The sequence below is a fragment of the Streptomyces sp. NPDC054757 genome (assembly GCF_053612185.1).
Window position 1 is genome coordinate 55,202 of record NZ_JBSHBW010000035.1, and the last position, 24,374, is coordinate 79,575.

Genomic DNA, 24,374 nt, shown 5'->3' on the forward strand with positions numbered 1-24,374 from the left:
AAAAAAAGATCACACTGGCTCTGGATAAGGAGTGTTGGCCGGTATTCACTTGTTTCAACTTTCCATTCACTGGTGTAAAGCGTCCTTGCGGAGTACTTCGTGACCATGCAGCCATTCCGTGACAAGGCTCCCCTTGCTGCCGCGTCGGAACGGGGCCGTCTGGTGAAGGAGGGGGGAGTGGCGCATGCCTCTGCCCCGAGCCGAGAGTTGACCCGTCTCCTCTTCGACGGCGAGGACCGGGCCCGGGTGCACGGACCCTGGCGGGATCTCATCGCCACGGAGGGCTTCCGGCACCGTCCCGGGCTCTCCCCCGCGGAGCGTGTCCAGCTCTCGTACTCCCGGCTGCGTCTGGTCAACGACGCCGCCGGCGACGCCGCGGACCTGGCTTTCGACGTACGGCGGCTGTGCGCGCTGCACGAGTGGACCGGAGTGGTGGACGGTGGCCTCTGCACTCTCGCGAGCATCCACTACAACCTGTTCCTGGGGAGCCTGCTGGACCAGAGTGCCGGCAGCGCCGGACGTGACGTCTCCGCGTTCACGTCGATGCGCCGCATAGGGACGTTCCTCTGCACGGAGCTGGACCACGGCAACGACGCTCCGGCGCTGGGGACGACCGCCGAACTCGACCGGGAGACCGGCGGGTTCGTCCTGCACACTCCCACCCCCGGTGCCCAGAAGTTCATGCCGAACACCAGCCTGGCCGGCGGTCCGAAGAGCGCGGTGGTCGCCGCGCGGTTGCTGGTGGACGGGGCGGACCAGGGGTGCTTCCTCTTCCTGGCACCGCTGAGTGACGAGGGCGGTCGGGTGCCCGGGGTCCATGTCCGGGAGCTTCCGGACCGTACCGGTACCCCTGTGGACCACTGCCTCACCTCGTTCGACCAAGTGCGTTTACCCCGCGAGGCGTTGCTGGAGGCCGAGCACGGCCGTCTGGGCCGGGACGGGACACTGCACAGCAGCCTGGGTAGTGCGCGGAAGCGGTTCCTGTATTCGATCGGACGGGTCACCAGCGGCAAGCTGTGCATGAGCGCGGGCACCCTCGGGATGTCGCGCGCGGCGCTGACCATCGCTGTACGGCACGCGCATACCCGGCACATCAGCGGGCCGCGGCTCGGGGAGCGGGTGCCGCTGGTGGCTCATCGCAGCCATCACGGCAGGCTGCTCGAGGCGACAGCCACGGCGTACGCCATGACGTTCTTTCACCGGGAGGTCGTCTCCCGGTGGATCGGGCACACGGACGAGAACCGGGCCGAGACCGAGCGCCTGGTGGCTGTCGCGAAGGGCTGGATCAGCTGGCAGGCCAGGGCCATCGCGATCGAGGCCCGGGAACGGTGTGGGGCGCAGGGGCTCTTCCCGGTCAACGGGATCTCGGACCTGCCGTTGAACATAGAGGGCGGCATCACCGCGGAAGGCGACAATCTTGTCATCTGGGTGAAGGCGGGAGCCGAGATGATCTTCGGTCATGAGGTGGGCCGGGGCCACCTGCCCGATGTGCCGGTCGAGGAGAGGTCGTTGAACGATCTCTCCTTTCTCCGTGCCCTCCTCGTGGAGGCCGAGTCCGTCGAACAGAGCCGGGCGAGGACGGCTCTGCGCCAGGGCCCCTCGGGTGATCCGCTCGGACGCTGGAACGCGGCGTCCACGCCCGCTCTGGAGATGGTCTCGGTGCACGCCTGCCGCAGGGCTGCCGACGCGTTCATCGATGCCGCGGGCCGAGCGGCGGATCCGGTGGCACGAAACCTGCTGGAGGACCTGTGCAGGCTGTTCCTGCTCCGTCAGCTGAGCGGCCGTACCGGAGATCTGCTGGCTGACGGTCATCTGACCGCCGACCATGTCCGCGCGTTCCCCGGTGTCACCACCGATGTCATCGCCGCTCTGGCGCCTCATATGCTGACGTTGGTGGACGCCTTCGACCTGCCGGATGAATTCCTCGCCGCCGTGCCGATCGCCAGTGGCGGACGGATCGGAGACGAGGAAGACACCTGGTCCACGTGGCATCTGCGCACGTCAAGCCTGCTGGCGCCCGCCGGGCGGTAGCGGCTCGGTCACCCCTTCCACCAGCTCAGGAAGCCGCTCCAGAACTTGCCCTTCTGCGCGGGGGCAGGCGCTGCCTCCGCCCGGCGGCCTTCCGGGGCGAGCCCCGCGGCATGCCTGGCGCCGGGTCCCGGCAGTGTGCTCCGGACCGGGGTGAAACGGGCCGGCAGTGCGCTGAGGGCCCGGTGGAAAGGACCAGGCCGGTAGGCCAGAGCGTCCGGATGCACCGACAGCTCGATGTCCGGCAGTTCATTGAGCAGTTTCTCGATGGCCTGGACGGCGATGATCATCGCCGGGTCCTTGGCCGGGCAGGCGTGCGGGCCCGCACCCCAGGCCAGATGGGCGCGCCTGCTCACCGTCCCCCGGCCCACGGAGAGGCTCGGGTCGGAGTTGGCGGCGGCGAAGGAGATGAGTACCGGGTCTCCGGCGTTCAGCCTGGTGCCCGACAGCTCGACGTCGTACAGCGGGAAGTGGGTGGCGTAGTTGGCTATCGGGCAGCTGTTCCACAGAACGTCGTTGATGGCGTCCTCGACGAGGACGACGCCGCCCTGCGGACCGTCGCCCTGGCTTCCCTGCGAGAGCAGGACCGGCAGGGCGTTGCCGATCAGATTCGCCATCGGCTCGAATCCGCCGCCGATCAGCTGGATGAGCTGGGGGATCATCTCCTCGTCGCTCAGCCCCGACGGGTGCTGCAGCAGATGGGTGATGACGTCGTCGCCGGGCTGGGCGCGCTTCAGCGCGACCAGTTCCATCAGTGCCTCGATCAGGACATCGTTCGCCCGCTGTGCGTCGGTCCCGTCGAAGATCCCGGAAATGCCGAAGGCGACACGGTCACCCAGATCCCCCGGGCAGCCGAAGAGGTCGTTGAAGACCAGCAGCGGCACAAGGCGCGCGTAGTCGCCGATCAGGTCGACTGTGCCGCGCCCGCTGAACTGGCTGATCAGATAGGCGGCGGTGCGCTCGACCATCCGGGTCAACTGGTGGGTGTCGAGCTTCGCCAGACTGTCCGTGACTGCCTGACGGAGCCTCAGGTGCTGTGCACCGTCCTCGAACAGCGGGCCGGGCCGGTACGCCATCATCGGCAGCACAGGGCTGTCCAGCGGCACTTGGCCTTCGTTGAGCGCACGCCAGCGCCGTGAGTCGCGGACAAATGTGTCGGGGCTCTGGAGCACCTGGAGCGCCGCGGCGTAGTCGGTGATGAGCGAGGCGTCCACACCGGGGGCCAGCTCGACGGGTCCGACGGGGCCGAACTTCCGGAGGTAGTCGTAGTGGGCCTTCGGGTCCTTGGCGAATTCCTGGGTGTACAGGGCGGTGCGCCGGCCGGTGTCGTGCGCCGGGCATCCCGGTGGCGGAGAGGGTTCCGAGGGGGACTGCATGGACTGGAACTCCTAGGGGAGGCGGGATTGGAGGTAACGGACGAGGACGATCAGGGCATTCGCGGACGAGCGCTGATCGCGCGCGTCACAGCTCACCAGAGGGGTCTCGGGGAGCAGATCGAGAGCCTCTCTGATCTCCGTGTCCTCGTGCTGCGTCCCGATGTCGAACCGGTTGACGGCGATGGCGTACGGAATTCCGTACTGCTCCACCAGGTCCATCACGGGGAACGACTCCTGGAGACGCTCGGGATCGACCAGGACGAGCGCCCCGAGTGCTCCGCGCGACATGTCTTCCCACACCTGGACGAAGCGCTGCTGACCGGGTGTTCCGAAGAGGTAGAGCACCAGTTTCTCACTGAGCGTGAGCCGGCCGAAGTCCATCGCGACGGTGGTGGTGGTCTTGCCACGCGTTCCTTTGAGGTCGTCGATTTCCTCGCCGGCCCGCGTCATCACTTCTTCGGTGCGCAGCGGAGGGATCTCCGACATGGTGCCGATGAATGTGGTCTTGCCGACGGCGAAGTGTCCGACCACCAGGATCTTCGCCGCGGTCTGCACGGTTTCGTTCACATAGACGCCGCTATCCGAAACGGGCTTGAAGGCCATGCAGCACCTCCTCGAGTATGCGTCGTTCGACGCGCTCGGCCCGCGGAATGGGTTTGCGCGTGTAGAGGTATCCCGCATCGGTGAGATCGGCGAGCAGGACGCGGACAATGCCGACGGGCAGCTGGGTGTGTCCCGCGATCTCGGCGACCGCGAGGTATCCTCCCGAGCAGAGCTCGACCAACCGGCGTTTCTCCGGGTCGAGATGGCCGATCGCGGGGCAGTTCTCGGCCACCGTGACCAGCGTGATCAGCGAGAACTCGTGGTCGTCCACCAGGCTGCGGCCGTTGGTGATGACGTACGGACGCACTAATTGCGGGGCCTCCGGCTCCTGCTCCGGGTCCTCTGGCGTCGTCATGCGTCGGCAATCTCGCGCGGGGGACTGGTCAGAGCCTTGCCGAGCTGGCCCACCAGCTGCTGCATACGGAAGGTGATCTCCGCCATGTCGACTTCGGGCGTCGCCGACACGGCGAGGTAGGCGCCCTCTCCCGCGGAGATGAGGAACACCCAGCCGTGATCGAACTCGACCAGCGTCTGGCGCCACTGGGGCCGGTCGCCCGCCGGGCCGCCGCAGAAGTCGGCCACGGTGCGGCTCAGGGACTGCATCCCGCTCATCGCGGCGGCGACGGTGTCGCCGTGGTCCTTGCCGACCTCCTTCGAGCGGGCCATGAGCAGGCCGTCCGCCGAGACGAGGATCGCGTGCCGCGCTTCGGGGACTTCCAGGGCGCTGTCAAGCATCCATGACAGGTCGTAGTTCACTGATTCTCAGGCCCTTCGCTGCTTGCACTGGTGGAACGGCGGCCGGACTGGGTGCCCCGCTGGAACGCACCCATGACGGAGGCGATCTGCTCGGTGGACCGCGCGGGGGCGGCTTCGGCATCGGCTTCCGGCACGATGGAGATCGGCCCCCTTCTGCTGCGTTTGGGCAGACCGCCGAAGGTGGTCGCAGGGGCCGGTGCTGCCGCCGAATTCTCTTCGGGCGGCATCGGGGAGGACGCGGCCACGGTGGGAATCTCCTTCGCCTCGGGCTGGGGGGCGGGCTCCGGCATGGACGTGAGGAGGTCGTCGGGCAGGAGCACGACCGCGCGGACGCCGCCGTAGGGCGAGGTGGAGTCCACGGAGACGCTGAACCCGTAGCGTGCGGCGAGCACGCCGATCACGGTGAATCCGAACTGCGGTGGGTTGCCGAGCCCCGCGACACCGGGGGAGCGCTCGCTGGAAAGGAGCTTGGCCGCGCGGCTCTTCTCCTCCTCGTTCATACCGACACCGGCGTCGTCGACGATGATGCAGACGCCCTTGGGAACCGGCCGGATATTGATCTCGATCATGGTTTCCGGCGCCGAGTAACTGGTGGCGTTGTCGAGCAGTTCCGCGAGTGTCAGTGCGACCGCTTCGACGGCGCGGCTCACGATGGCGAAATGGCTCTGGGTCCGGATCTCCACACGGGTGAAGTGGCGGATACGGCCTTTCGCGCTGCGGACCACGTCGTAGAGCGAGGCATCGGTGCGCTGACGACCGAGCCAGCCGTCGCAGAGCACGGCAATGGACTGGGCGCGACGGGCGAACTGGGAATTCATGTGGTCGATGTCCAGGAGGTCCTGGAGAATCTGGAGCTCGCCGTACTTGCCCTGGAGTTTGGAAATGGCGAGCTGCTGCTCACTCGCCAGACCCTGGAGTGTCCGCATGGCGGATTTCAGAGCGGTTTTGGTGCCTTCTTCGGCCCGCTCCTTCGCCTCTTCGACGGATTCCGCGTAGTGTTCTTCCAGGGTGGTGTAATGGCTTTTGAGTTCCTGCTTTTCGGCGCGAAGCCTGGAGTTCGACTTTCTTCCGCGGACGATCGCGGTAGCGGCGACAGGAGTACCAGCTATCAAAGCCCAGAGCGCTGGATCCTGGAGGTACTGAGTCATAAGGCTCTCTTCGGGTGGCGGGGCCGCCGGGTTCTGAATGTCTCGGGGGCGCGGTCGAGTGCACTCGTGGCCGCAGACATACGGGATCTGTCGCGCGCGTTCTCCTGCCCGACTGCCTTAAAAGGCCCGGCTGATGGCAAAGTTCCCCCCGGGGTGGCGGAATTCTGGCCCGATGCGCTGCGCGGTTAAGCGCCATAGCGGGTTTGGTACCGCCTGGCAAGCGTGATGATCTTAGCACCACGGGATGGGGTGCTGTTCCTGGGGATTCGTTATCTTTCTGGCATCTGACGGAAATTCAGCAAGGTGCCCATATGGGGTCTTGTGGGGGGTTGGCTCTTTGCCGGACGTGCCCGATTGATCATGATTATTAATTCTTCGGGAAGAATGTCCGTCAGTGCTCAGGGAGTCGCTCGATGGCCACCATGGCCGCGTCGTCACCCAGAGTGCCGTCCGCGTGGCGCAGCAGATCGGCGCACAGCTCCCGCAGCAGCGTGTCAGGGTCTCCGGCCGGAAACGACGCGATCCGATCGGTCAGCGGATAGAAGCGGCCGGCGGCGTCACGCGACTCGATGACGCCGTCCGTGTAGAGCAGCAGGATGTCGCCGACGCCGAACGGGAACGTCTGGGGGGCGAAACCGGATCCGGCCAGCGCCCCGAGACCCAGCGGCGGCTCGGGCTCCCGGACACCGAGTGAGCGCACCAGGCCCGACCGCAGCACCAGGGGCGGCGGATGGCCGCAGCTGACCAGGCGGATTTCCGGCTCGCCGTCCGGGATGTCCAGCACGGCCGCGGTCACGAAACCCTCCGTACCCCGCGGCTCGTCCCCGGCAGCCGCCGACACCTCGTCACGGCGGGTGGCGACCCCGGCCTCCAGTTCGGCCACGGCCTGCGAAAGGCCCGGCTCCTGATGGGTCAGGGCCCGGAAGTCTCCCAGAACCTGCGCGGCATCACCGATCGCTTCGAGCCCCTTGCCGCGTACGTCTCCGATGATCACGCGGGTGCCCCCGCCGGTCCGGGCGACGGCGTACAGATCACCGCCGAGCCGCGCTTCCGTCTCCGCTGCCAGATAGCGCGACGCGATACGCAGCGTCCCGCTCCGCCCGGGCGGCTCCGGCATCACCACGCGCCGCACCGTCTGTGCCACCCAGCGGAGGCGGCTCGTCTCCTGGGCGTGCTTCTCCCTCAGCCGGGCGAGGAACGTGACGGCGACGGACACCAGGAAGAGCGCGACGATCTGGTAGGTGTGATTGAGGTCGTTGAGGCTGGTGCGCACGATCCCCACCAGCGACTGGGCCAGAACGGCGACCGCGCCGACCAGGCCGGTCGTCCGGGGCCCCGCGAACGACGCGGTGAGAGCCGGAGCCGCCACGAGGAACGGGCCGAGATGGACGTCCGGCGGCGCACTGATGTCGAGCACCGTCACCACGGCGATCAGGGCGAACGGCACCGCGATGAGCGCCTTCGGGTGTGGCAGCTCCTCGTGGAGCGGGCGCGGGATCCGCAGCGGGCTCATATCTCTGCCTACCTCACGGGGGCCGCGACCGCTCGCCGTCGCCGCCCCACCCCGAGCCCGCTCCCCGGGGTGAGCCGGCCGCAGGACCGGCGGGCCTCCCGTGCATGGACCGGACCGGCGGGCCTCCCGCGCAGGGATACGAGGTGATCCCGCTGCGATGCGCTTGTATCGACTCATACGGAATGAATCGCTCATAACTGGGAGGAAGCGCCCTTGTCCGTCACTCCGCGTGCTCCCCTGCCGCCGGCCCGGCGGGCCGAACCCCTGCAGCGGCTGCTGTTCGGCGGCATCTACGGAACGATTCTCGCCAGCGCGCTGGCGGCCGCGCTGGACAACGACCACGGCAGTCCGAATCCCGGGTACGACGCCCTCTGGGTGCTGCTCACGTCCCTCGCGTCGGCCTCCGCGCACGGTTACGCCCACGCCATCGCCCACCGGACGGCCGACGGAGTGCGGGTCACCCGCGACGCCGTACGGTCCGTGCTGACCGAGTGGCCCCTGGTCGCCGCGGTCCTGCCCACGGTGGCCGCCCTGCTCGGTGCCCACCGGGGCTGGTGGGGTGAGGAAGGCGCGATCGAGGTCGCCCTGACCATCAACACGCTCGCGCTGTTCGGCTGGGGGTTCTGGGCCGCACGCGTGGCGGGCCGCGGCTGGGGCGGGGCGACCCGGACCGGCTGCGCCGACATGCTGCTCGGGCTCTTCATCGTGGCGGCGAACATCCTGATCCACTGAGCGGCCGCGCCGCGGGACCGCACGGCCCCTGCCCGGGGAAGGGCCGGTGCCCGGCTCAGGGGGAGCGAGCCGGGCACCGGTGTCCGCGGGTGGCGGCCGTCAAGGACAGCCGCCTGTCAAGGGGTCAGCCCTGGGAGGTGAGCTTGCCGACGGCGTGGATCTCGTTGACGTCGCCCGTGTTGAAGAAGTCCCACGGCACGGTGAAGAAGCCACTGTCGCCCCACTTGCCGCCCCAGCTGTTCTCGATCTTCACGCCCTGGTCGCTGTACCCGACTATGGTCACCTCGTGGCCACCGATGACGGGGTCGCTGGAGGAGTCGCCGGGCAGGTAGCTGTAGTCCGACGCGGTCTGGGCGTTCAGGTCCTCGAAGCTCTGGTGCACCTCGAATCCGATGACCACGGGCTCGCCCTGGGAGATGGCGTTCTCGATGCCGGACCGGACCGAAGAGCCGCTGGTGGGCAGCGTGTCGAACCCGGACAGCTTGTAGTGGGCCGCGTTGGCGCGCTCGTCGGCGTTCGGCTGGGTCGTGAAGTCGAAGTCGCCCTGCGTGTAGTCGGCCTTGGTGTCGATACCCTGCTTCTGCTCCATGGGCAGCGCGACGCTCGCGGTCGTGCCCTGGTCGTTGCCCTGGGCGATCTGGGAGTAGATGAACATGGGGGCCATCGGGGCGCCGCTGATGCCCTGCTCGTTCATGACGATGCCGTACGCCGAGTACCCCGTGGCCCACGCGACGCAGGAGCCGACCTGGCCCTGGTCTCCAGGTGAGAGCGCGTACTTGCTCAGGTCCGCGCTGGACTGCACGGCGCCGGAACGCTTGAACACCGGCTGCGCACCGTGCCGCACGGTCTGGGCGAGAGAGTGCTTCCCGTGCAGTTCACCGAGGTTGAGGCCGAGGCCGTGGTGGTGGGCGCGGGGGGTGGTCTGGCCGGCCGCGGGCGGCGCGGTGGTGGCGGCCGTGGCAGTCGTGGCGGTGGTCAGGCAGGACAGGGCGGCCACGGTGGCAAGACCCACGACGCTGCGGAAACGCTTCATTCCAACTCCTTGGGCACAGTGGGGGAGCGTGCCGGGTCACCACGTGGGGTGGTGGGGGCCGGACACGTACCGGGGGACAGGGAGCAGACCGGCGCGGGCCTCATCGGCCTCTGTCGCGCCGCCGCTTGTCCGACCGGCACTGGAAGACTGCTTTACGCCTCATGGACATGGCAATGTCAGGAGGCCGTTAACTGTTAGGCGTTGCGGACCCTCGCGACCGGCGGAGCCGGGGGCCGTTTCGAGCGCTGTCTTCCGGCCACTTGACTTGGCGTGGGTACGCCGCTTCGCTGGACGCCGTACGGACCGCGTACCCCCGATGACCCGGGCCGGCGCATCACCCGACCGCGCGAGCGGACTGGGCAGAGGGGACTGGCACGACGCCCGCGAGAGGCCGCCCCCGACGATGCACGACGATGCCGCTCCGCTGCCGGGCGAACCACTGGCGAGCCTCCTGCGCACCGGCCCGTTCCCGGACGCCCTGCGCGCCGCGATGGAGGCCGGCGGGCTGACCCTGAACCGTATCCGGCACCGGCTCGAACGCCTGGGTACGCCGGTCTCCACCGCCACCCTCAGCTGCTGGCGCTCCGGCCGCTACCAGCCGTCCCAGGCCACCGCATTGGCCGCGCTCGCCTCACTGGAACACGTCCTGGACGTGCCGCCCGGCGCACTCAGCGCCCTCCTCGACCCGCCCCGGCCCCGGGCGCGCTGGCTACGGACCGCCGCCGAGGCGCCCGCCCTGGCCGCGATCTGGCCCGAGCCCCGGCGGGGCGAGGTGAGTGAGGCGTACCGCTGCGTCGACAGCCGGTGGACCTCGTCGCTGCGCTGCCTCAACCGCCATATGCGGCTGGAAGTCGATGCACAGGGACGCGAACACCGCGTCTGGACACGTCAGGTGGTCCGGGCCGAGCGGGACGGACCTGACCGCGCGGTGCTCGCCCATGTACCGGACGCGCCCGGCTCGGTGCCGTCGCTTGAGCTGCGGCCCCCGTGCCGCCGGGGCGCCGTCGTCGAGGACCCGCTCACCGGCATGCTCGTCGCCGAGCTGCTGTTCCCCCGGCCGCTGCGGCGCGGCGACACCGCCGTCTTCGAGACGACCCTGACGCACGCCGAACCACGGCCGCCGGCCAGGGAGTTCATCGTGCACCAGAATTCCCCGGCCGGGCAGTTCGTGCTGGAGGTGCATTTCGATCCGGCCGCGCTGCCCGCCACCTGTTACGCCTTCGGTGCCCCGCTCGGGCAGGGCCCGGAGAACCGCCGGCTGCTCCACCCGGCCGACGGCTGTGTCCATGTGGTCTCCACCCTGACCAGCCTCGGCGCCTTCGGTATCCGCTGGGAATGACGGGTGGGCCGCGGGAGCCTGGTCGCTCCGGCCCTGGCGACCGGGATCAGACGGTCGCGTACGGCCCCTCTGCCGCCTTGGTGTGCTGCATGAGTGTCAGTTTGCGTACGAAGAAGATCGCGAGGACGGCGGCCACCAGGTCGACGGCGTCGCCTGCGAGCATGACGGCCACCGACTGCCGGTACAGGCCGGGGTCGTCCGACCTGCTCAGCGCCGAGTCCAGGTTGCTGAGGACGAGGGAGAGGACCCACGCTGTCCACCAGGCGGTCAGCAGCGTCCGCGGTGCGGGGCGCCGGGAGCCGTCGGGCGCGGTCGGGGAGCTGGCGTCCCAGGACGCGGAGGCGATGCCGTGCGGTATCCAGAGGCTGCCGAGGGGGACGAACCAGCCGCCGATCGCCCATCCCGCCTTCCGGCCCTGGATGTCGGGGGCGAAGACCGCGGCGTTCTTGCGGGCCCGGTGGAACCAGATGATGAACACGACGGCGGTCGCGGCCAGTGCCATCAGATAGAGGCCGGAGCTCAAGTCGGCAAGCCGGTCGGCCCGCTGCCCTTCCGCCACGGTGTAGGAGGCGAACCCGTCGTCCGAGACGTTCCCCAGCAGGCTGTACATGTTGATGTGGGCGACGGCCGACAGGACGTCAGCCGCGGCGCACAGTGCGAGCAACAAGGTGACGGCGAGGGAGAGTCCCCTGGTCGGTCTCCACCGCGGTCCGATGTACAGATCGCGCGGTGGTGCGAAGGCAGGCGTGTGCGACATGGCTGAGAGAACCCCCCACGGGTACGGAAACCGGCCATCGAAGGACGACCGGTCCCGAAGCTTATGTTTCGCTTATATCCGCGTCCAGCCGGATACCGCTGGGAGGCCCTGACGGCTGACGGCCCCGGACGGGTGGTCCCGCGGGGTACGCGGTGGTGTCCACTGTCCGGGGCCGTCGCATCAGGGGTCAGCTGCCGTCGGCCGTACCGGTCCGGGCACGCCCGGCCCGGCGGCGGACTCCGTAACCGCCGGCGATCACCAGCAGGGCTCCCGCACCGGCCAGGGCGAGGGTGCCGGGGGTGCCAGGACCGCTCTGTGCCGCAACCGAGCTGTGCTGGTGGGTGGTTGCGGTGACGGGTGCGGCCTTGGTGCCGAAGCCGCCTGCCATGCCCTTGCGGTCGTAGGCCGAGCCGGGCAACTTGTCCGCGTACCGGCGGTGCACGAGCTTCTGGTAGGCGGCGACGGTCACGCCCTCGGCGGAGCCGACCGACTTCCGTGCTTCCTGGTTCAGCGGCAGTACCCGGCCGCCGCTCAGCACGTACCAGCCGTTGATCTGCGGTTCCTGGAAGACGGTGCCGCCGGGTGCGGCCTCGGCTCCCTTGGCGGCGTAGTCGGTCTCCTCACTGCCGCTGGCTATGTTGACGACCTTCCAGCCGTCGGGGGTCTGCGCCGTCCATACCGACGCGGTCTTCCCGTCGGCGGCCACCGCCTTGCTCGCGGTGAACTCCGGCAGGGCCACGGGGGCGTTGGCGTGGCCCTTCACGAAATCGGGGTTGAGGCCGTTGACCGTGACGGCGCTGCCTTCGATGTGCGGCCCGGCCGCCGCCGCGGTCGTGTTGCCGTAGTGGGCGAAGAACCTGGCGACGGATTCGAGGCCGGCCCGGGAGGCCGCCGTGGTGTGGGCGGACCGGAGGGTCTGCGCGGTGTGGGGGGTGGTGTCGGCCTGTGCCGCGGAAGCTCCGGCCAGGGCCAGTGCGGCAACGGTGACAGTGGTGGTTGCGATCTTCTTCATGAGGTCCGTCACGCTCCGATCCTGTCGATCGTGTGAGTCCACGAGAACGTTCCGTTGCTCACGTAGTAGTCGTAGGTCGTCTGGTTGTAGCGCTGGTAACTCCCGTTGTCGCCGAGCGGGTTGCCCCAGTAGATGAGACCTTTGCTCGTGTCGTAGCCGTAGACGACCTCCATGTGCCCGCCGCCCGAGCTCCACACGATGCGGGTCTGGAGCGGCCGGTTGGCATTGATCTCGCTCTGGACGGTGGAGTACGACACGGTGTTGTCGACCTCCTGGCCGGCACTCACACCGGCCGCCCTGAAGCCCTTCTGCACCATGGGGATGTCGCCCTGGTTGTCGGGACACGTCGTGTTGCTGGTGGGGCGCCCCTGTCCCGCGTTGCAGAACTGGGTCTGGGTGATGTCGCTGCCTTCGTAGACGGCGATGCTCGTGCCGCTCGCGGCCCAGCACCAGTTGGACTGCTGCTGGATCTGCTGTGTGTAGCCGGTGAGGACCTTGCTGCCGGTGACGGCGGATGCCGGTGTGGCCGAAGCGGTGGCGATGCCGGTGAGAGCGGTGACTGCCACTGTCGCGGCCGCCACCGGGCGGCGCAGCCCGGGGCGCAGCCGGCCTCGGGAGCGGAGGGGAGTGGTCATGGCGGTCCTTCCTGTCATGGGGACGGGACGGGGGTGACGAAGGAGCGCATCCGGATGCTGCGACAGAGCATCGGGGGCTTGTCACGGACCGGTCAATGGGCTTCCATGTCACCCACTTCCGGGTGTGAACGGCGGGGAGCGCAGGTGTGAACAGCAGGCCGCGGCGGGACCGGACCACCAGGTCAGGCGCGCCCCAAGGCGCTCACCGCAGGCCGGCGGCGGTGAACGTTCACGCGGCGGATCCCGTCCCGCCGAGCCCGTCCACGGACATGTCACACACGAAGGGCGGTTCACCGTGCCCCAGGGAACCGAGTTGACCGAGGCCCTGCGCACAGGGCCCTTCCACACGGCGCTGCGCGCCGCCGTCGCCGCCCGCGGGCTCGCTCTGCACCGGATCCGTCACCGGCTCGCCGAACGGGGTGTGCAGATCGGGGTCACCAGCCTCAGCTACTGGCAGCGCGGCATTCGGCGCCCCGAACGCGAGGAGTCCCTGCGGGCGGTACAGGCCCTGGAGGAGGTGCTGGAGATACCGCCGGCCTCGCTGACGCGGCTGCTGACACCCCCGGACCTCCCGGGCCGGCGTCCCGCTCGCCCCTACCGGACACTGGACGACCAAGTCGCAGCGATGCGGGCCCTGTTGGTCGAGCTCGGCTCGCCGGACGACGGCGGCCTGCATACGGTCATGCTCATCGACCGGGTGAGCATCGGGACGCGCCGGGACATGTACTCCGTCGACTCACAGCATCTGGTGGGCGCGCACCGGGACGGCGTGGACCGCTATGTGATCATCCATCACGGCGACCCGGGCTGTGACGTGGACAGGATTCGCGTGCGGGCCACCCACAACTGCCGGCTGGGCCGGGTGCGCCGGCACCAGGAATCGGGCACGGTGGCCGCTGAGTTTCTCTTCGACGGACGCCTCAGAGTGGGTGAAACCGCCCTGCTCGGCTATGGCTTCGAGGACGGCAGCGAGGCGGAGAGCCTCGAATACCTGCGCCGCTTCCCGTTCGGCGGCAGACAGTACGTCCTGGAGGTCGCCTTCACCGGGGAGACGCGGCCGGTGCGCTGCCGCAGCTTCACCCAGTCGTCCGCGAGCGCGCCACGGCAGACCCTCTCCGAGCTGGTACTCAACGGCCGGGGCACCACGCACATCGTGGCGGAGGCGGCCGAGCCCGGCCTGCTCGGGATCGACTGGACCTGGGCCTGACACCTGACACCTGACACCTGACATCGGATACCGGACACCGGACACCGGAGAAGGCTCAGGGGTCCCCGAGGGGTCCCGAGGAGTTCCCGAGGAGTCCGCGGAGGACTCCCGGCGAAGTGGCTGATCCTCCCGTGGCCGCGAGGTGCCGGGGCGCCGGACGGCCGGGTCCTCGCCCGCTCCGGCGCCCCCGCCGGTAGCGGTGCCCGCCCCGGTAGGCTCCCCGTATGGTCCAATCGTCCCGTATTGAGGCGAACCCCGGCATGTGGCGGCGGGAGGCGGGCACGGTGCTGCGCCGGGCCGCGGCGCTTCCGCGGCGCGCGGAAGTCCCCTCTGCCATCGTCGCCGAGTTCCACGTTCCCCGGGTCCCCACGGAGTGGGCGCCGCACTCCCACCCGCGGCACGAGCTCGTGTGGGTGCGCGGGGGCACGCTGACGTCGCGGGTGGAGGACCGTGTCTTCACCGTGTCCGAGGGGTACGGGCTGTGGATGCCCGCCGGAGTGGTGCACGGCGGCCGGGCCACGGCGGGCGCGGAGTTCCGCGACGCCTTCTTCGTGCCCGGCAGCACGCCGTTCGCGTTCGCGGAGCCGAAGACCATCGCCATGACGCCGTTGCTGGAGTCACTGCTGGTCCATCTGACCCGTACGGACCTAGACGGAACGGCCAGGGCGCGGGCGGAGTCGGTCGTCTTCGACGTACTCCAGCCGTCGGAGCGCCAGTTCGCGCTGCAGTTGCCCGGCGACCCGCGGATCGATCCGATCGCCGATGCCCTGCTCGACGACCCCGCCGACGGCCGCTCGCTGGAGGAGTGGGCCCGGTTGCTGGGGATCAGTGACCGCACGGTCACCCGCGCCTTCCGGCACTCGACGGGCCTGTCCTTCGCGCAGTGGCGGCAGGTGCTGCGGGCGCACCGTGCGCTCCTGCTCCTCTCCGAGGGTTTCGACGTGATGACGGTCTCCGAAACGCTCGGCTACGCGCAGCCCAGCTCCTTCATAGCCGCCTTCCGGCGGGTCATGGGAACCACGCCCGGCGCCTTCTTCGACACGGCCGACCGCGCCTCATGAGGCGTCCGGAACGCCGTATCGCCTGTCCCGAACTCCTGATTGTCCAGGTCGCAAGTGGAATATAGTCTTCAGCGAGTTAGGTAACCCTTAGTTCCTCACCGCGAACGGATTCCCCGTGCGCGGGAGAGCTCGCATGCCGGTCGGCGGGAGCCGGGCGGAGGGTGCCGTAGTCCTGCCCCTCCGAGCAACCGGGCCCCTCCATGTTCACCCACACCTTCGGGCGCACCGACCGTTCCGATGCCGGTCCCGTCGACCGTCCCGAGGCCGTTCCCGTCATAGCGGGAGCCGCCCTCGACGGGCGCGAGCTGATGCTCGGCCACGGCGGCACCCAGGTCGTCCACGGCGTCTCGCTCACCCTGGAACCCGGCCGCGCGACCGCCTTGGTGGGGCCGAACGGCAGCGGGAAGTCCACCGTGCTGCGTGCGCTCTCCCGGCTGCACCGGATCGACGGCGGCCGGGTGACGCTCGGCGCCCGCGAGGGGCAGCCCGAGCGCGACGCGGCGCTGCTCAGCGCACGCCGGTTCGCCCGCGAGGTCACGCTCTTCTCCCAGTCGAGGCCCGCCCCGCAGGGGCTGACCGTCGCCGAGGTCGTGGCGTTCGGACGCCACCCCTACCGGCGTAACTTCGCCGGACCCACGGCCGGGGACCGCGGCGCCGTCGATCACGCGATGGGCGTCACCGGAGTGCGCGACATGGCCGCCCGGCCGGTCGGGGAACTCTCCGGCGGGGAGATGCAACGGGTCTGGCTCGCGGCCTGCCTGGCCCAGGAAACCGGCGTCGTACTGCTGGACGAACCGACCAACCACCTGGACCTGCGCTACCAGATCGAGACGCTCGACCTGGTACGCGACCTTGTCCAGGAGCACGGCATCGCGGTCGGGATCGTGCTCCACGACCTCGGCCAGGCGTCCCGCGTCGCGGACACCCTGGTCCTGATGCGCGCGGGCCGTGTGCACGCGGCGGGCGCACCCGCCGACGTACTCACAGCCGAGAACATCTCGGCGGTCTACGACATCCGTGTCGAGGTCGGTGTCGACCCCCGCTCGGGCCGTCTGCGTATCGACCCGCTCGGCCGCCACCCCGGCTGAAGCACCACCGCACCGCATCGCGTCCCCCTTCTCGCAGGAAGACGCCTCGCGAGAACAACGCCGCGAGAACAACACGCCGCGAGAACAACACCTCGTCAGAACAGCACGCCGCGAGAACAACGCGTCGTGAGAAAGCAAGAAAGAGGCCCCTCCATGAACCGTGCCCGTTGTCTGGCTGTGTCAGCCTCCGCAGGGCTCGTCCTCATCGCCGCGACGGCCTGCGGCACGACCGACGTCGACAAGGCCGAGGCCGGAAGCAGTACCAGCGCGTCACCCGCGTCGAAGGACTGCGCAAAGGACACCACGACCACCTCGACGAAGCCGGTCTCCTTCAAGGACGGCGTCGGCCGGCAGGTGAAGCTCGACAGGCCCGCCCGGCGGATCGCGGTCCTGGAATGGCAGCAGATCGAGGACGCGCTGACCCTGTGTGTGACACCCACAGCCGTGGCCGATCCGAAGGGGTACCGCACCTGGGTCAGCGCGGAGAAGCTGCCCGGCGGAGTGAAGGACATCGGCACCCGTGAGGAACCCGACCTCGACACCCTCTACGCGGCCAAGCCCGACCTCATCGTGGTCGAGGCGTTCAAGCCCGACGACGAGATGATCAAGAAGCTGGAGAAGAGGGGCGTCCCTGTCATGGCCACGCGGGGCGCGAACCCGGCCGACCCGATCGGGAACATGCGCGAGGTGTTCAGCATGATCGGTAAGGCGACAGGACGCACCGAGCGGTCCGGCCAGGTGCTCAAGGAGTTCGACCGGCACCTCGCGACAGCGAAGAAGCGGGTCACCGAGGCTGATCTGCCCACCAAGGACTTCCTGTTCCTCGACGGCTGGCTCCAGGGCGGCAACCTCACCGTCCGCCCCTACGGCAAGGGTGCGCTGTTCACCGAGATAGGCGAGGAACTCGGAATGCGGCCCGCGTGGACCGACAAGGTCAACAAGGCCCACGGGGACGGTGGCGTCGATCCCGCCTACGGCCTCGCGCAGACCGACGCCGAGGGGCTCACCGCGGTGGGCAACGCCAACCTGTTCTACGCCAACGACGAGGGCGCGGGCGGATACGTCGCGGCGCTGAAGAAGAACCCGATCTGGAAGACCCTGCCGGCCGTGAAGGAAGGCCGCGCGCACTCCTTCCCCGCGCGGGTGTGGGGCGCCGGCGGCCCGCGCTCCTGTGAGCAGGCGATCGACGCGTACGCCGACGTACTCGACAAGAAGAAGTGAACACAGCCCGTACAGCGGCTCCCGGCGGGATGCCGCTGCCCCGTGAGAAGCAGGGTGGCGGCGCCGCCGGGGTGGCCGTCCTGGTCCTTCTCCTCCTCGTGACCGCCCTGGTGGGCATGTGGCATCTGACGCAGGGAACCTCGGATGTCGGCTTCGGCGACCTCGTGCGCTCTCTCACGGGCGGCGCCACCGGTGGAGCGCCGGTCGGTGAGATCCTCACCGGCTCGCGCGTACCGCGTCTGCTCGCGGGCGTGGCGGTGGGCTTCGCACTCGGCTGCGCCGGCACCCTGCTCCAGTCCGTCACGCACAACACGCTCGCCTCTCCCGACACCCTCGCGGTCACGGCCGGGGCCTACTTCACGCTCACGCTCGTCGCGGCATTCGGTATAGCCGTCCCGCTGTGGGCCTCGGGTGCCGTCGCCTTCGCCGGTGGCCTGGTCGCGGCGGCACTCGTGCTGCTCCTTGCGGGCCGGGCCGCGGGCACCGCCGGTACCCGCCTCATCCTCGCCGGATCGGCCACGGCGATGGCCCTGGACGCGGGGACCGGGATGCTCCTCATCCTGTTCGACAAGAACACGACCGGCCTCTTCGCCTGGGGCAGCGGTTCGCTCGCGCAGCTGAACATCGACGCGTCGGTACGCGCCTTGCCGCTGCTGGGCGTGGTGCTGTGCGTCGCGCTGGCGCTGTCCCGGCGGCTGGACGTGATGAACCTCGGTGACGACACCGCGTCCACCCTCGGGGTGCCGATCCGCAGCACCCGCGTGACCGCCGTGCTCTGCGCGGTCCTCCTGACCAGCACGGCGGTGACGCTCGCGGGCCCGATCTCCTTCGTCGGCCTCGGCGCACCCGTCCTGGCCCGCCTGATCGCGACGCGGGTCGGGGCCCTGCGCCTGCACCTCTTCCTGGTGCCCGCCGCCGGGCTGCTCGGCGCGCTGCTCATCCTGCTCGCGGACGCCACACTGCGCGCTGTGCAGGGCGCGGACGGAGCCGCCTCCATCCCCACCGGCGTGCCCACCGCGCTGCTCGGCTCCGTCGTGATCGTGATCCTCGCCCTCCGCCTCCGTGACACCGGACGGCTGCGGCAGCCTCCGCCTGCACGGATCGCCGCACGGTCGCGCCGCGCGTTCCTGCTCGTGGTGTGCGGCGCGGTGGCACTCCTGGCGGGTGCGGTCCTTGTGGCGGTTCTGGCGGGCAGCCTCTGGCTGCGCACGGGAGACGTCGTGCTCTGGGCCCGGGGCGGCGCCCCCGGCCTGATCGGCCAGGCGCTCGACGACCGGGTGCCGAGGGTGATCGCGGCGGTCCTGGCCGGTGCGGCGCTCGGACTGGCCGGATGCGTCGTACAGGGCGTGGTGCGCAACCCGCTCGCGGAGCCCGGGGTGCTCGGCATCACGGCAGGCGCCGGGCTGGGGGCGGCGGGCGTCGTCACGTCAGGCATGCCCGGCGGACGTCCCGTGCTCATCGCGGTCGCGGTCGCGGCCGGGCTCGCCACATTCGCGGTGATCGCCCTGCTGTCCTGGCGGGGCGGATTCCTGCCCGACCGGTTCGTCCTGATCGGCATCGGCTGCGGGTACGGCCTCAGCTCCGTCACCACCTTCCTCCTGCTGCGTGCCGACCCGTACAACACGCCCCGGATCTTCACCTGGCTCTCCGGTACGACCTACGGCCGCACGCTGCCCGACGCCGTACCGGTCGCGGTGGCCCTGGCGCTCGCGCTTCCCGTGCTGTTCGCCATGCGTGGCAGGCTCGACCTGCTCGCCGTGGACGAGGACACCCCGCGCATCGTCGGAGTCGGGGTGGCACGCACCCGCTTCACCGCACTGGCGATCGCCGCCGTACTCGCGGCGCTCAGCGTCGTCGCGGTCGGCGTCGTCGGGTTCGTGGGACTCGTCGCCCCCCATCTGGCACGGTCACTGGTGGGGGCCCGCCACGGGCGCTCGATCCCGGTCGCGATGCTGCTCGGCGGGGTGCTGGTGTGTGCGGCCGACGCCCTGGGCCGCACGCTCGTCGCACCGGCCCAGATACCGGTGGGGCTCATGATCGCCCTGGTCGGAGCCCCGTACTTCGTCTGGGTTCTCCGGAAGTCCCGCGCATGACACCGGCGGAGCCCGTCCCCACCGGACCGCATGCCACCGGACCGCATGCCACTGGCCCCCGGACGGTCCACCGCCCCGGAACCGAACGTCGTCCCCCTGCCCCCAGGAGTACCGGAATGCCGTCCTCGTACAAGACAGCCGTGCAGAGCGTCGTCGTCCCGTTCGGACCCGGTACGGCGGAGCTGGAACTGCGGCTCGGAGGCCACGGGATACCCGGGCGCTGGCGCACGGTGGACCGCTCCGCCCACGCTCCTCACCTCGTGGCCGTACCCGGTGACGGCGAGGGGAACTGGGCCGCTGCCGCGCTCGTGACGGCGCGCCCGGACACGGCGTATCTGAAGATCGTCGATGCCCTGGGCGATGTCCCGGCGGCCGTCTCGGCCGTCGTCGCCCACGCACGCGACCGGGGACTGGCGCAGGTCAAGTGGGAGGGCTGGACGGCGCGCCCCGAGGACGCGGCAGCCGCCGGATTCACCGCGCTGCGTCCCCCGCTCGTACCGGCACCGGACGCGGCAGGTCCGGCCACCGGTTACGTGCGCTGGCTGTGCGGGGAGCCGCCCGCCGAACCCCCGTACTACGGGCAGACCACGCACTTCACGTGCGGTGCCGTCACCGCCCTGGTCGCGCAGGCGCACGCGGGAACGCTGCCGCTGGAGACACTGGACCGCCGGGCGGAACTGAGGCTGTGGCGCGAGGCCACCAACTTCCCCGCCTGCGAGCCCGTCGGTCTTGGCGTCGCCGTCCGCAGGACATGGCCGCTGTCCCCCGTCACGGTCCACCTCGACGCGGACGGACCCGTCCTGCTCGACCACTACGAGGGGGACGAGCAGGAGTGGCGGGCCCTGCTCCAGCACGCCTCCCGTTCGGACGCCGGACAGGCCGGCGTCCCGGTGGACGCGAGGCGCCTCTCCATGGCCTCGCTCCGCCGCACGCTCGCCGGGGGAGAACACGCGCTGCTCCTGGTCTCACTCGCCGCGATGCAGGGGTTCGACGTGCCGCACTGGGTGCTCTGCCACAGTGCCGTACCGGGCGCCGTCGTGATCGAGGACCCCTGGGCCAACGCGGCCACGGGAGACACCTGGGTCGACGCCCATCTGCTGCCGGTCACCGACGCGTCGCTCGACACGATGTCGGTCATCTCCGCAGAGCGCTTCCGCGGCGCCGTGATCATCGGCCGCCCGCAGCGGAGTACCGCATGAGGCCGTCAGCAGCGGAGCACCCCGTGAGAGCCCCCTGCGCTGCCGCGGCGGAAGCAGCAACACGCCTGCCGCGGGCGCAGGCCGACGTTGCATGGTGGTTCCACCGCACCACGAGTCATGGTGCGGTCTTTCCAGGAGGCATGGGTGGCAATGGAGATCCGTACGACGACCGATGAGGACTTCGAGGTCTTCGTCACCACACTTCACACTGCCTTCGGGCTCTTCCCGGACACCCCGGTGGAGGGCGGGGGGCACTGGTGGTCGGCGCTCGAAACGGACCGCTGCCTGCTCGCCCTGGCGGCGGACGGGCGGCCCGTCGGCACCGCCGCCGCGTACTCCTTCGAGCTCACCCTGCCCGGTGACACCCTCGTCCCGGCCGCGGGGGTGACCGCCGTCGGCGTCCTCCCCTCGCACCGGCGCCAGGGCGTGCTCAGCGCGATGATGCGGCATCAGCTCGCCGAGCTGCGGGCCCGGGGGGAGTTCCTCTCCGTACTGCTGGCCTCCGAGGCCCCGATCTACGGCAGGTTCGGCTACGGACCCGCGACCCACACGACACAGCTGACGGTGCCGCACCACAAGGCGGCCCTCGCCGTTCCCCGGGTGCGCACAGCGGCCGACGCGCCGGCGACCGGACCGGAGAACGGCTCGGAGAGCGGCTCGGTCGAGGTGCTGCGGCGCGACGAGTGCGGCGAAATCCTGGAAGAGGTCTACGACCGGTACCGCCGCGCCCAGCCCGGCGCGCTGTCCCGGCCGCACCGCTGGTGGGCCCTGCGTGCGGGGCAGCCCCCGGTCTCGCCGGCCCCGCGTTACATCGCCGTGCACCGGGACGCGGACGGCGTCCCGGACGGGTATGCCAGCTACTCGATCGGCGAGGCCCAGACCCTGACGGTCGACGAGACCATCGCCACCGACGACGCCGTTTTCACCGCCCTGGCCCGCTTCGTACTGGGACACGACCTGGTGGCTCAGGTCGTGTTCAAGCACGTCCCGCCGGAGCACCCGCTGCGCTGGCAGTTCGCGGACTTCCGTGCCGCCGAGGTGAGCGGCAACAACGACTGGCTCTGGGTGCGGCTCCTGGACGTCCCCCGTGCACTGACCGCGCGCGGCTGGTCCGCGGACGGCGAACTCGTCCTCGACGTCCACGACCCGTTCCTCGGCGAACACAGTCGCTACCTGCTGACCGTCCAGGACGGCAAGGCCGGTTGCGTCCCGACGCGCCGGAAGCCCGATCTGTCCCTGGACGTGAGCGACCTGGGCTCGGTCTACCTCGGCGGCACCGCCCCGAGCACGCTCGTACGCGCCGGACACATCCGGGCCCACCACCCCGGGGCGGCCGCCCTCGCCGACGCGCTCTTCCGCGTCGAGCGCCCCCCGCACTGCCTGCACTGGTTCTGACCCGGGCGCGGCACCTGCCGCGGAGACTCCGCAGTACCCCGCCCCGACCTGCACGCGTGCAGGCCGGGGCGGGGTACTGCGGAGCTGTTCCGGAAGGGGCTAGATGTCCCGGAACTCATAGACAAAGCTTCTGACCTGTGCAAATGACCCCTCTCGAAGAGCCGGCGGCCGACCGCGACACCATCGCCAGAACCTGGCTCCGCCACTTCGAAAGGTGACCTCGTTGCCTCCCTCCACCGAACACATCCGCACCGTCACGGAGGCATACCTCGCCCGCCACCCGGACGAGCGCGCCTCCCTGATGATGCTGTTCGCCGTGTTCGCCGGCGCGGATGACCCGCACCAGCCACAAGATGTTCCCGGCCCACGTGACCCGCAGCGCCGTCCTCATCAACGGTGAACGGCACGTGCTCCACATCCTGCACAAGGAGTCCGGGAAACTGCTGGCGCCCGGCGGGCACAACGACCCGTCCGACCAGCTCCTGCGCGACGCAGCCCTGCGCGAGCTGCACGAGGAGGCCGGCATCCCGCCCAGCACCGTCGTCCCCCTCGCCGGCCACGAGGACATCCCCCTCGACATCGACGTGCACGCGATCGACGCGAACCCGTCGAAGAACGAGCCGGCCCACCACCACGTGGACTTCCGCTGGGCCTTCCACCTCGGGGCCGATCACGTGGTGACGCTGCAGGAGGAGGTCGACGGCTACCTGTGGCGGCCGTTCGCGACCACCGCCTCACCCACCGTCCGCGCCAAGCTCGCCCAGTTCACATGAAGTCCCCCGAACCCGACCACCAGGAGGACGCCGTGGCCGCCACCACAGCCCGACCGACCGACGCCGGCACATCGCCGTCATACCCTGCCGCTGGGGTGCCTCCCGCTTCCCCGGCAAACCACTGGCCCTCCTCGACGGCATGCCGCTGCTCTGGCACGTTCACCAGCGCTGCCTGGAGGCCAAACGCCTCGACGGAGCCATAGTCGCGACGGACGACGGACGACGGACGACGGACGCATCGAAGCAGCGTGCCGCGAACTCGGCATCGACAGCATCCGAACAGGGGAGTACCTCACCGGCACCGACCGCGTCGCGAAGGTCGCCGAACGCCTGCCGGCCGACGGATACATCAACGTCCAGGGCGACGAGCCGTTCATCTCGCCGACCGCCATCAACGACGTCTCCGAAGCCCTGGAATTCACTCCGCCCGGCACCTGCGCCGTGAACGCCTACACCGAGCTGGTCGACGTCGGCGCCGTCCTGGACCACAACGTCGTCAAGGTCGTCGTCACGGCCCGCAGCGAGGCCCTCATGTTCTCGCGCCAGCCCATCCCGTACCCAAGCGGCGACCGGCCGAAGTACCTGCGCCGACTGGGCCTCTACGGCTTCACAGGCGAGGCTCTCCAGCACTTCCGTCAGCTCCAGCAGGGACCCCTGGAGCGTGCCGAGGGAGTAGAGATGCTGCGCTTTGTCGAACACGGCCATGCCACGGGGATGGTGCCCGTCCTGGACGACGGGGTGGCAGCAGACACCCCCGAGAATCTGGCGCGAGCCGAACACCTCCTCGACCAGCGCCACTGAGCCTGGATCCACCGGCTTGATGTCTGTGGACAGCTTTCCCGGGAACGAGGAAGCGCCCTGTTACTTGCGATGATGGGAGTTCTGAGGCTTCCAGTGCGCACGATCACGAGGGCATTGAGATGCAGTCTTCCGATGCCCCGGCGGGGGTTTCCGCACGGTTCGGTGATCAGAATCTGGTCGCGTACGGCGGGCCGACTCCGCTGGTGCGCCGGTACCCGATCGAACCCGCCACCCTCACCCGGCAGTTCAACGCACTGCTCCGCGACACCCACCTACGACCGATCCGGTTCCACGACCTCCGCCACTCAACGGCGACCCTCCTCCTTGAGCAAGGCGTCGAACTCCTCGTCATCAAGGAACTCCTCGGCCACGCCCACATCGGCGTAACCGCGACGGTGTATGCCCACGTCCGGCTCCGCCTCCAGCGCCAGGCCATCGACACTTTCAGCAACGCCCACCGAGCCCGCCAACCGGCCCGACACTGGCGACGATCCGCCACTCTGTGCAGCCCCCGTCCGCTGACGTTGCCGTCAACTACTGCCGTCAACTACTGCCGTCAAACGACCCAAGGGCCCAGACGAGAATTTCCTCGTCTGGGCCCTTG

The 24,374-nt window shown here is 69.9% G+C and carries 22 protein-coding genes and 1 pseudogene; 13 read left to right on the forward strand and 10 right to left on the reverse strand.

The window, feature by feature from the left end; translation table 11 throughout:
• Window positions 1-105: 105 nt before the first annotated feature.
• Window positions 106-2,031: an acyl-CoA dehydrogenase family protein gene (locus tag ACWGKJ_RS30280; protein ID WP_385024533.1), complete on the forward strand. Its 1,926-nt coding sequence runs from the start codon at window positions 106-108 to the stop codon at window positions 2,029-2,031.
• Window positions 2,032-2,039: 8 nt separating this feature from the next.
• Here the strand turns inward: ACWGKJ_RS30280 and ACWGKJ_RS30285 are convergent, their stop codons facing one another.
• From ACWGKJ_RS30285 to ACWGKJ_RS30310, 6 genes are all read right to left on the reverse strand, one after another.
• Entirely contained in the window at window positions 2,040-3,404 is a 1,365-nt protein-coding gene (locus ACWGKJ_RS30285; protein ID WP_385024523.1) for a cytochrome P450, read from the reverse strand.
• Window positions 3,405-3,416: 12 nt separating this feature from the next.
• On the reverse strand, window positions 3,417-4,007 hold the full coding sequence (locus tag ACWGKJ_RS30290) for a GTP-binding protein (protein WP_385024525.1): 591 nt from the start codon (window positions 4,005-4,007) through the stop codon (window positions 3,417-3,419).
• Window positions 3,982-4,362, reverse strand: coding sequence for a DUF742 domain-containing protein (locus ACWGKJ_RS30295; RefSeq protein ID WP_385024527.1), 381 nt, complete (start codon window positions 4,360-4,362; stop codon window positions 3,982-3,984). The genes ACWGKJ_RS30290 and ACWGKJ_RS30295 overlap by 26 nt, the downstream gene beginning before the upstream one ends.
• Complete coding sequence (locus ACWGKJ_RS30300) at window positions 4,359-4,763, reverse strand: roadblock/LC7 domain-containing protein (RefSeq protein ID WP_385024529.1); 405 nt, start codon at window positions 4,761-4,763, stop codon at window positions 4,359-4,361. The genes ACWGKJ_RS30295 and ACWGKJ_RS30300 overlap by 4 nt, the downstream gene beginning before the upstream one ends.
• A complete protein-coding gene (locus tag ACWGKJ_RS30305) occupies window positions 4,760-5,911 on the reverse strand; it encodes an ATP-binding protein (RefSeq protein ID WP_385024531.1) in 1,152 nt (383 codons plus the stop codon). The genes ACWGKJ_RS30300 and ACWGKJ_RS30305 overlap by 4 nt, the downstream gene beginning before the upstream one ends.
• Window positions 5,912-6,302: 391 nt before the next feature.
• Window positions 6,303-7,424, reverse strand: a complete 1,122-nt coding sequence (locus tag ACWGKJ_RS30310) for a PP2C family protein-serine/threonine phosphatase (protein WP_453315870.1) — start codon at window positions 7,422-7,424, stop codon at window positions 6,303-6,305.
• 213 nt (window positions 7,425-7,637) lie between these two features.
• Here ACWGKJ_RS30310 and ACWGKJ_RS30315 point away from each other — a divergent pair, with 213 nt between their 5' ends.
• Window positions 7,638-8,156: a hypothetical protein gene (locus tag ACWGKJ_RS30315; RefSeq protein ID WP_385020418.1), complete on the forward strand. Its 519-nt coding sequence runs from the start codon at window positions 7,638-7,640 to the stop codon at window positions 8,154-8,156.
• 124 nt (window positions 8,157-8,280) lie between these two features.
• On the opposite strand, the gene ACWGKJ_RS30320 is transcribed toward ACWGKJ_RS30315, so the two are convergent.
• Window positions 8,281-9,189 carry a C1 family peptidase gene (locus ACWGKJ_RS30320; RefSeq protein ID WP_385020415.1) on the reverse strand — a complete coding sequence of 303 codons (909 nt, stop codon included), beginning with the start codon at window positions 9,187-9,189 and terminating at the stop codon, window positions 8,281-8,283.
• A gap of 403 nt (window positions 9,190-9,592) precedes the next feature.
• Here ACWGKJ_RS30320 and ACWGKJ_RS30325 point away from each other — a divergent pair, with 403 nt between their 5' ends.
• Entirely contained in the window at window positions 9,593-10,528 is a 936-nt protein-coding gene (locus ACWGKJ_RS30325; protein WP_385020412.1) for a transcriptional regulator, read from the forward strand.
• Window positions 10,529-10,574: 46 nt separating this feature from the next.
• Here ACWGKJ_RS30325 and ACWGKJ_RS30330 read toward each other — a convergent pair whose 3' ends face one another.
• The 3 genes from ACWGKJ_RS30330 to ACWGKJ_RS30340 all read right to left on the reverse strand — a co-directional run bounded on the left by ACWGKJ_RS30330 (window position 10,575) and on the right by ACWGKJ_RS30340 (window position 12,932).
• Window positions 10,575-11,285 (reverse strand): DUF4328 domain-containing protein, encoded by a 711-nt coding sequence (locus ACWGKJ_RS30330; protein ID WP_385020409.1) that lies wholly within the window; start codon window positions 11,283-11,285, stop codon window positions 10,575-10,577.
• A gap of 187 nt (window positions 11,286-11,472) precedes the next feature.
• Window positions 11,473-12,309 (reverse strand): hypothetical protein, encoded by an 837-nt coding sequence (locus ACWGKJ_RS30335; RefSeq protein ID WP_385020406.1) that lies wholly within the window; start codon window positions 12,307-12,309, stop codon window positions 11,473-11,475.
• A complete protein-coding gene (locus tag ACWGKJ_RS30340; RefSeq protein WP_385020403.1) occupies window positions 12,306-12,932 on the reverse strand; it encodes a papain-like cysteine protease family protein in 627 nt (208 codons plus the stop codon). The genes ACWGKJ_RS30335 and ACWGKJ_RS30340 overlap by 4 nt, the downstream gene beginning before the upstream one ends.
• 295 nt (window positions 12,933-13,227) lie before the next feature.
• Between ACWGKJ_RS30340 and ACWGKJ_RS30345 the strand changes: the two genes are divergently transcribed.
• From ACWGKJ_RS30345 to ACWGKJ_RS30390, 10 genes and pseudogenes are all read left to right on the forward strand, one after another.
• Window positions 13,228-14,139, forward strand: a complete 912-nt coding sequence (locus tag ACWGKJ_RS30345) for a hypothetical protein (protein ID WP_385020400.1) — start codon at window positions 13,228-13,230, stop codon at window positions 14,137-14,139.
• Between the two features lie 224 nt (window positions 14,140-14,363).
• Window positions 14,364-15,200 carry an AraC family transcriptional regulator gene (locus ACWGKJ_RS30350; RefSeq protein WP_385020397.1) on the forward strand — a complete coding sequence of 279 codons (837 nt, stop codon included), beginning with the start codon at window positions 14,364-14,366 and terminating at the stop codon, window positions 15,198-15,200.
• Window positions 15,201-15,400: 200 nt separating this feature from the next.
• On the forward strand, window positions 15,401-16,288 hold the full coding sequence (locus ACWGKJ_RS30355; RefSeq protein ID WP_385020394.1) for an ABC transporter ATP-binding protein: 888 nt from the start codon (window positions 15,401-15,403) through the stop codon (window positions 16,286-16,288).
• A 153-nt stretch (window positions 16,289-16,441) separates the two neighbouring features.
• Window positions 16,442-17,509, forward strand: a complete 1,068-nt coding sequence (locus ACWGKJ_RS30360; protein WP_385020391.1) for an iron-siderophore ABC transporter substrate-binding protein — start codon at window positions 16,442-16,444, stop codon at window positions 17,507-17,509.
• Window positions 17,510-17,538: 29 nt separating this feature from the next.
• Complete coding sequence (locus ACWGKJ_RS30365; protein ID WP_385020564.1) at window positions 17,539-19,602, forward strand: iron ABC transporter permease; 2,064 nt, start codon at window positions 17,539-17,541, stop codon at window positions 19,600-19,602.
• A gap of 116 nt (window positions 19,603-19,718) precedes the next feature.
• A complete protein-coding gene (locus ACWGKJ_RS30370) occupies window positions 19,719-20,801 on the forward strand; it encodes a peptidase C39 family protein (protein ID WP_385020388.1) in 1,083 nt (360 codons plus the stop codon).
• A 150-nt stretch (window positions 20,802-20,951) separates the two neighbouring features.
• Window positions 20,952-22,196, forward strand: coding sequence for a GNAT family N-acetyltransferase (locus ACWGKJ_RS30375; RefSeq protein WP_385020561.1), 1,245 nt, complete (start codon window positions 20,952-20,954; stop codon window positions 22,194-22,196).
• Between the two features lie 332 nt (window positions 22,197-22,528).
• On the forward strand, window positions 22,529-22,969 hold the full coding sequence (locus ACWGKJ_RS30380; protein ID WP_385034171.1) for an NUDIX hydrolase: 441 nt from the start codon (window positions 22,529-22,531) through the stop codon (window positions 22,967-22,969).
• A gap of 273 nt (window positions 22,970-23,242) precedes the next feature.
• Complete coding sequence (locus tag ACWGKJ_RS30385; RefSeq protein WP_385034174.1) at window positions 23,243-23,770, forward strand: cytidylyltransferase domain-containing protein; 528 nt, start codon at window positions 23,243-23,245, stop codon at window positions 23,768-23,770.
• 215 nt (window positions 23,771-23,985) lie between these two features.
• Window positions 23,986-24,292, forward strand: a pseudogene (locus ACWGKJ_RS30390) (tyrosine-type recombinase/integrase); the annotation flags it as partial.
• Window positions 24,293-24,374: the final 82 nt, after the last annotated feature.

Coding starts and splice junctions, on each gene's coding strand:
- ACWGKJ_RS30370 (WP_385020388.1), top strand. CDS start 19,719: ATGCCGTCCTCGTACAAGACAGCCGTGCAGAGCGTCGTCGTCCCGTTC.
- ACWGKJ_RS30340 (WP_385020403.1), bottom strand. CDS start 12,932: ATGACCACTCCCCTCCGCTCCCGAGGCCGGCTGCGCCCCGGGCTGCGC.
- ACWGKJ_RS30380 (WP_385034171.1), top strand. CDS start 22,529: ATGACCCGCACCAGCCACAAGATGTTCCCGGCCCACGTGACCCGCAGC.
- ACWGKJ_RS30295 (WP_385024527.1), bottom strand. CDS start 4,362: ATGACGACGCCAGAGGACCCGGAGCAGGAGCCGGAGGCCCCGCAATTA.
- ACWGKJ_RS30355 (WP_385020394.1), top strand. CDS start 15,401: ATGTTCACCCACACCTTCGGGCGCACCGACCGTTCCGATGCCGGTCCC.
- ACWGKJ_RS30375 (WP_385020561.1), top strand. CDS start 20,952: ATGGAGATCCGTACGACGACCGATGAGGACTTCGAGGTCTTCGTCACC.
- ACWGKJ_RS30330 (WP_385020409.1), bottom strand. CDS start 11,285: ATGTCGCACACGCCTGCCTTCGCACCACCGCGCGATCTGTACATCGGA.
- ACWGKJ_RS30325 (WP_385020412.1), top strand. CDS start 9,593: ATGCACGACGATGCCGCTCCGCTGCCGGGCGAACCACTGGCGAGCCTC.
- ACWGKJ_RS30320 (WP_385020415.1), bottom strand. CDS start 9,189: ATGAAGCGTTTCCGCAGCGTCGTGGGTCTTGCCACCGTGGCCGCCCTG.
- ACWGKJ_RS30305 (WP_385024531.1), bottom strand. CDS start 5,911: ATGACTCAGTACCTCCAGGATCCAGCGCTCTGGGCTTTGATAGCTGGT.
- ACWGKJ_RS30350 (WP_385020397.1), top strand. CDS start 14,364: ATGGTCCAATCGTCCCGTATTGAGGCGAACCCCGGCATGTGGCGGCGG.
- ACWGKJ_RS30280 (WP_385024533.1), top strand. CDS start 106: ATGCAGCCATTCCGTGACAAGGCTCCCCTTGCTGCCGCGTCGGAACGG.
- ACWGKJ_RS30365 (WP_385020564.1), top strand. CDS start 17,539: ATGCCGCTGCCCCGTGAGAAGCAGGGTGGCGGCGCCGCCGGGGTGGCC.
- ACWGKJ_RS30310 (WP_453315870.1), bottom strand. CDS start 7,424: ATGAGCCCGCTGCGGATCCCGCGCCCGCTCCACGAGGAGCTGCCACAC.
- ACWGKJ_RS30360 (WP_385020391.1), top strand. CDS start 16,442: ATGAACCGTGCCCGTTGTCTGGCTGTGTCAGCCTCCGCAGGGCTCGTC.
- ACWGKJ_RS30285 (WP_385024523.1), bottom strand. CDS start 3,404: ATGCAGTCCCCCTCGGAACCCTCTCCGCCACCGGGATGCCCGGCGCAC.
- ACWGKJ_RS30290 (WP_385024525.1), bottom strand. CDS start 4,007: ATGGCCTTCAAGCCCGTTTCGGATAGCGGCGTCTATGTGAACGAAACC.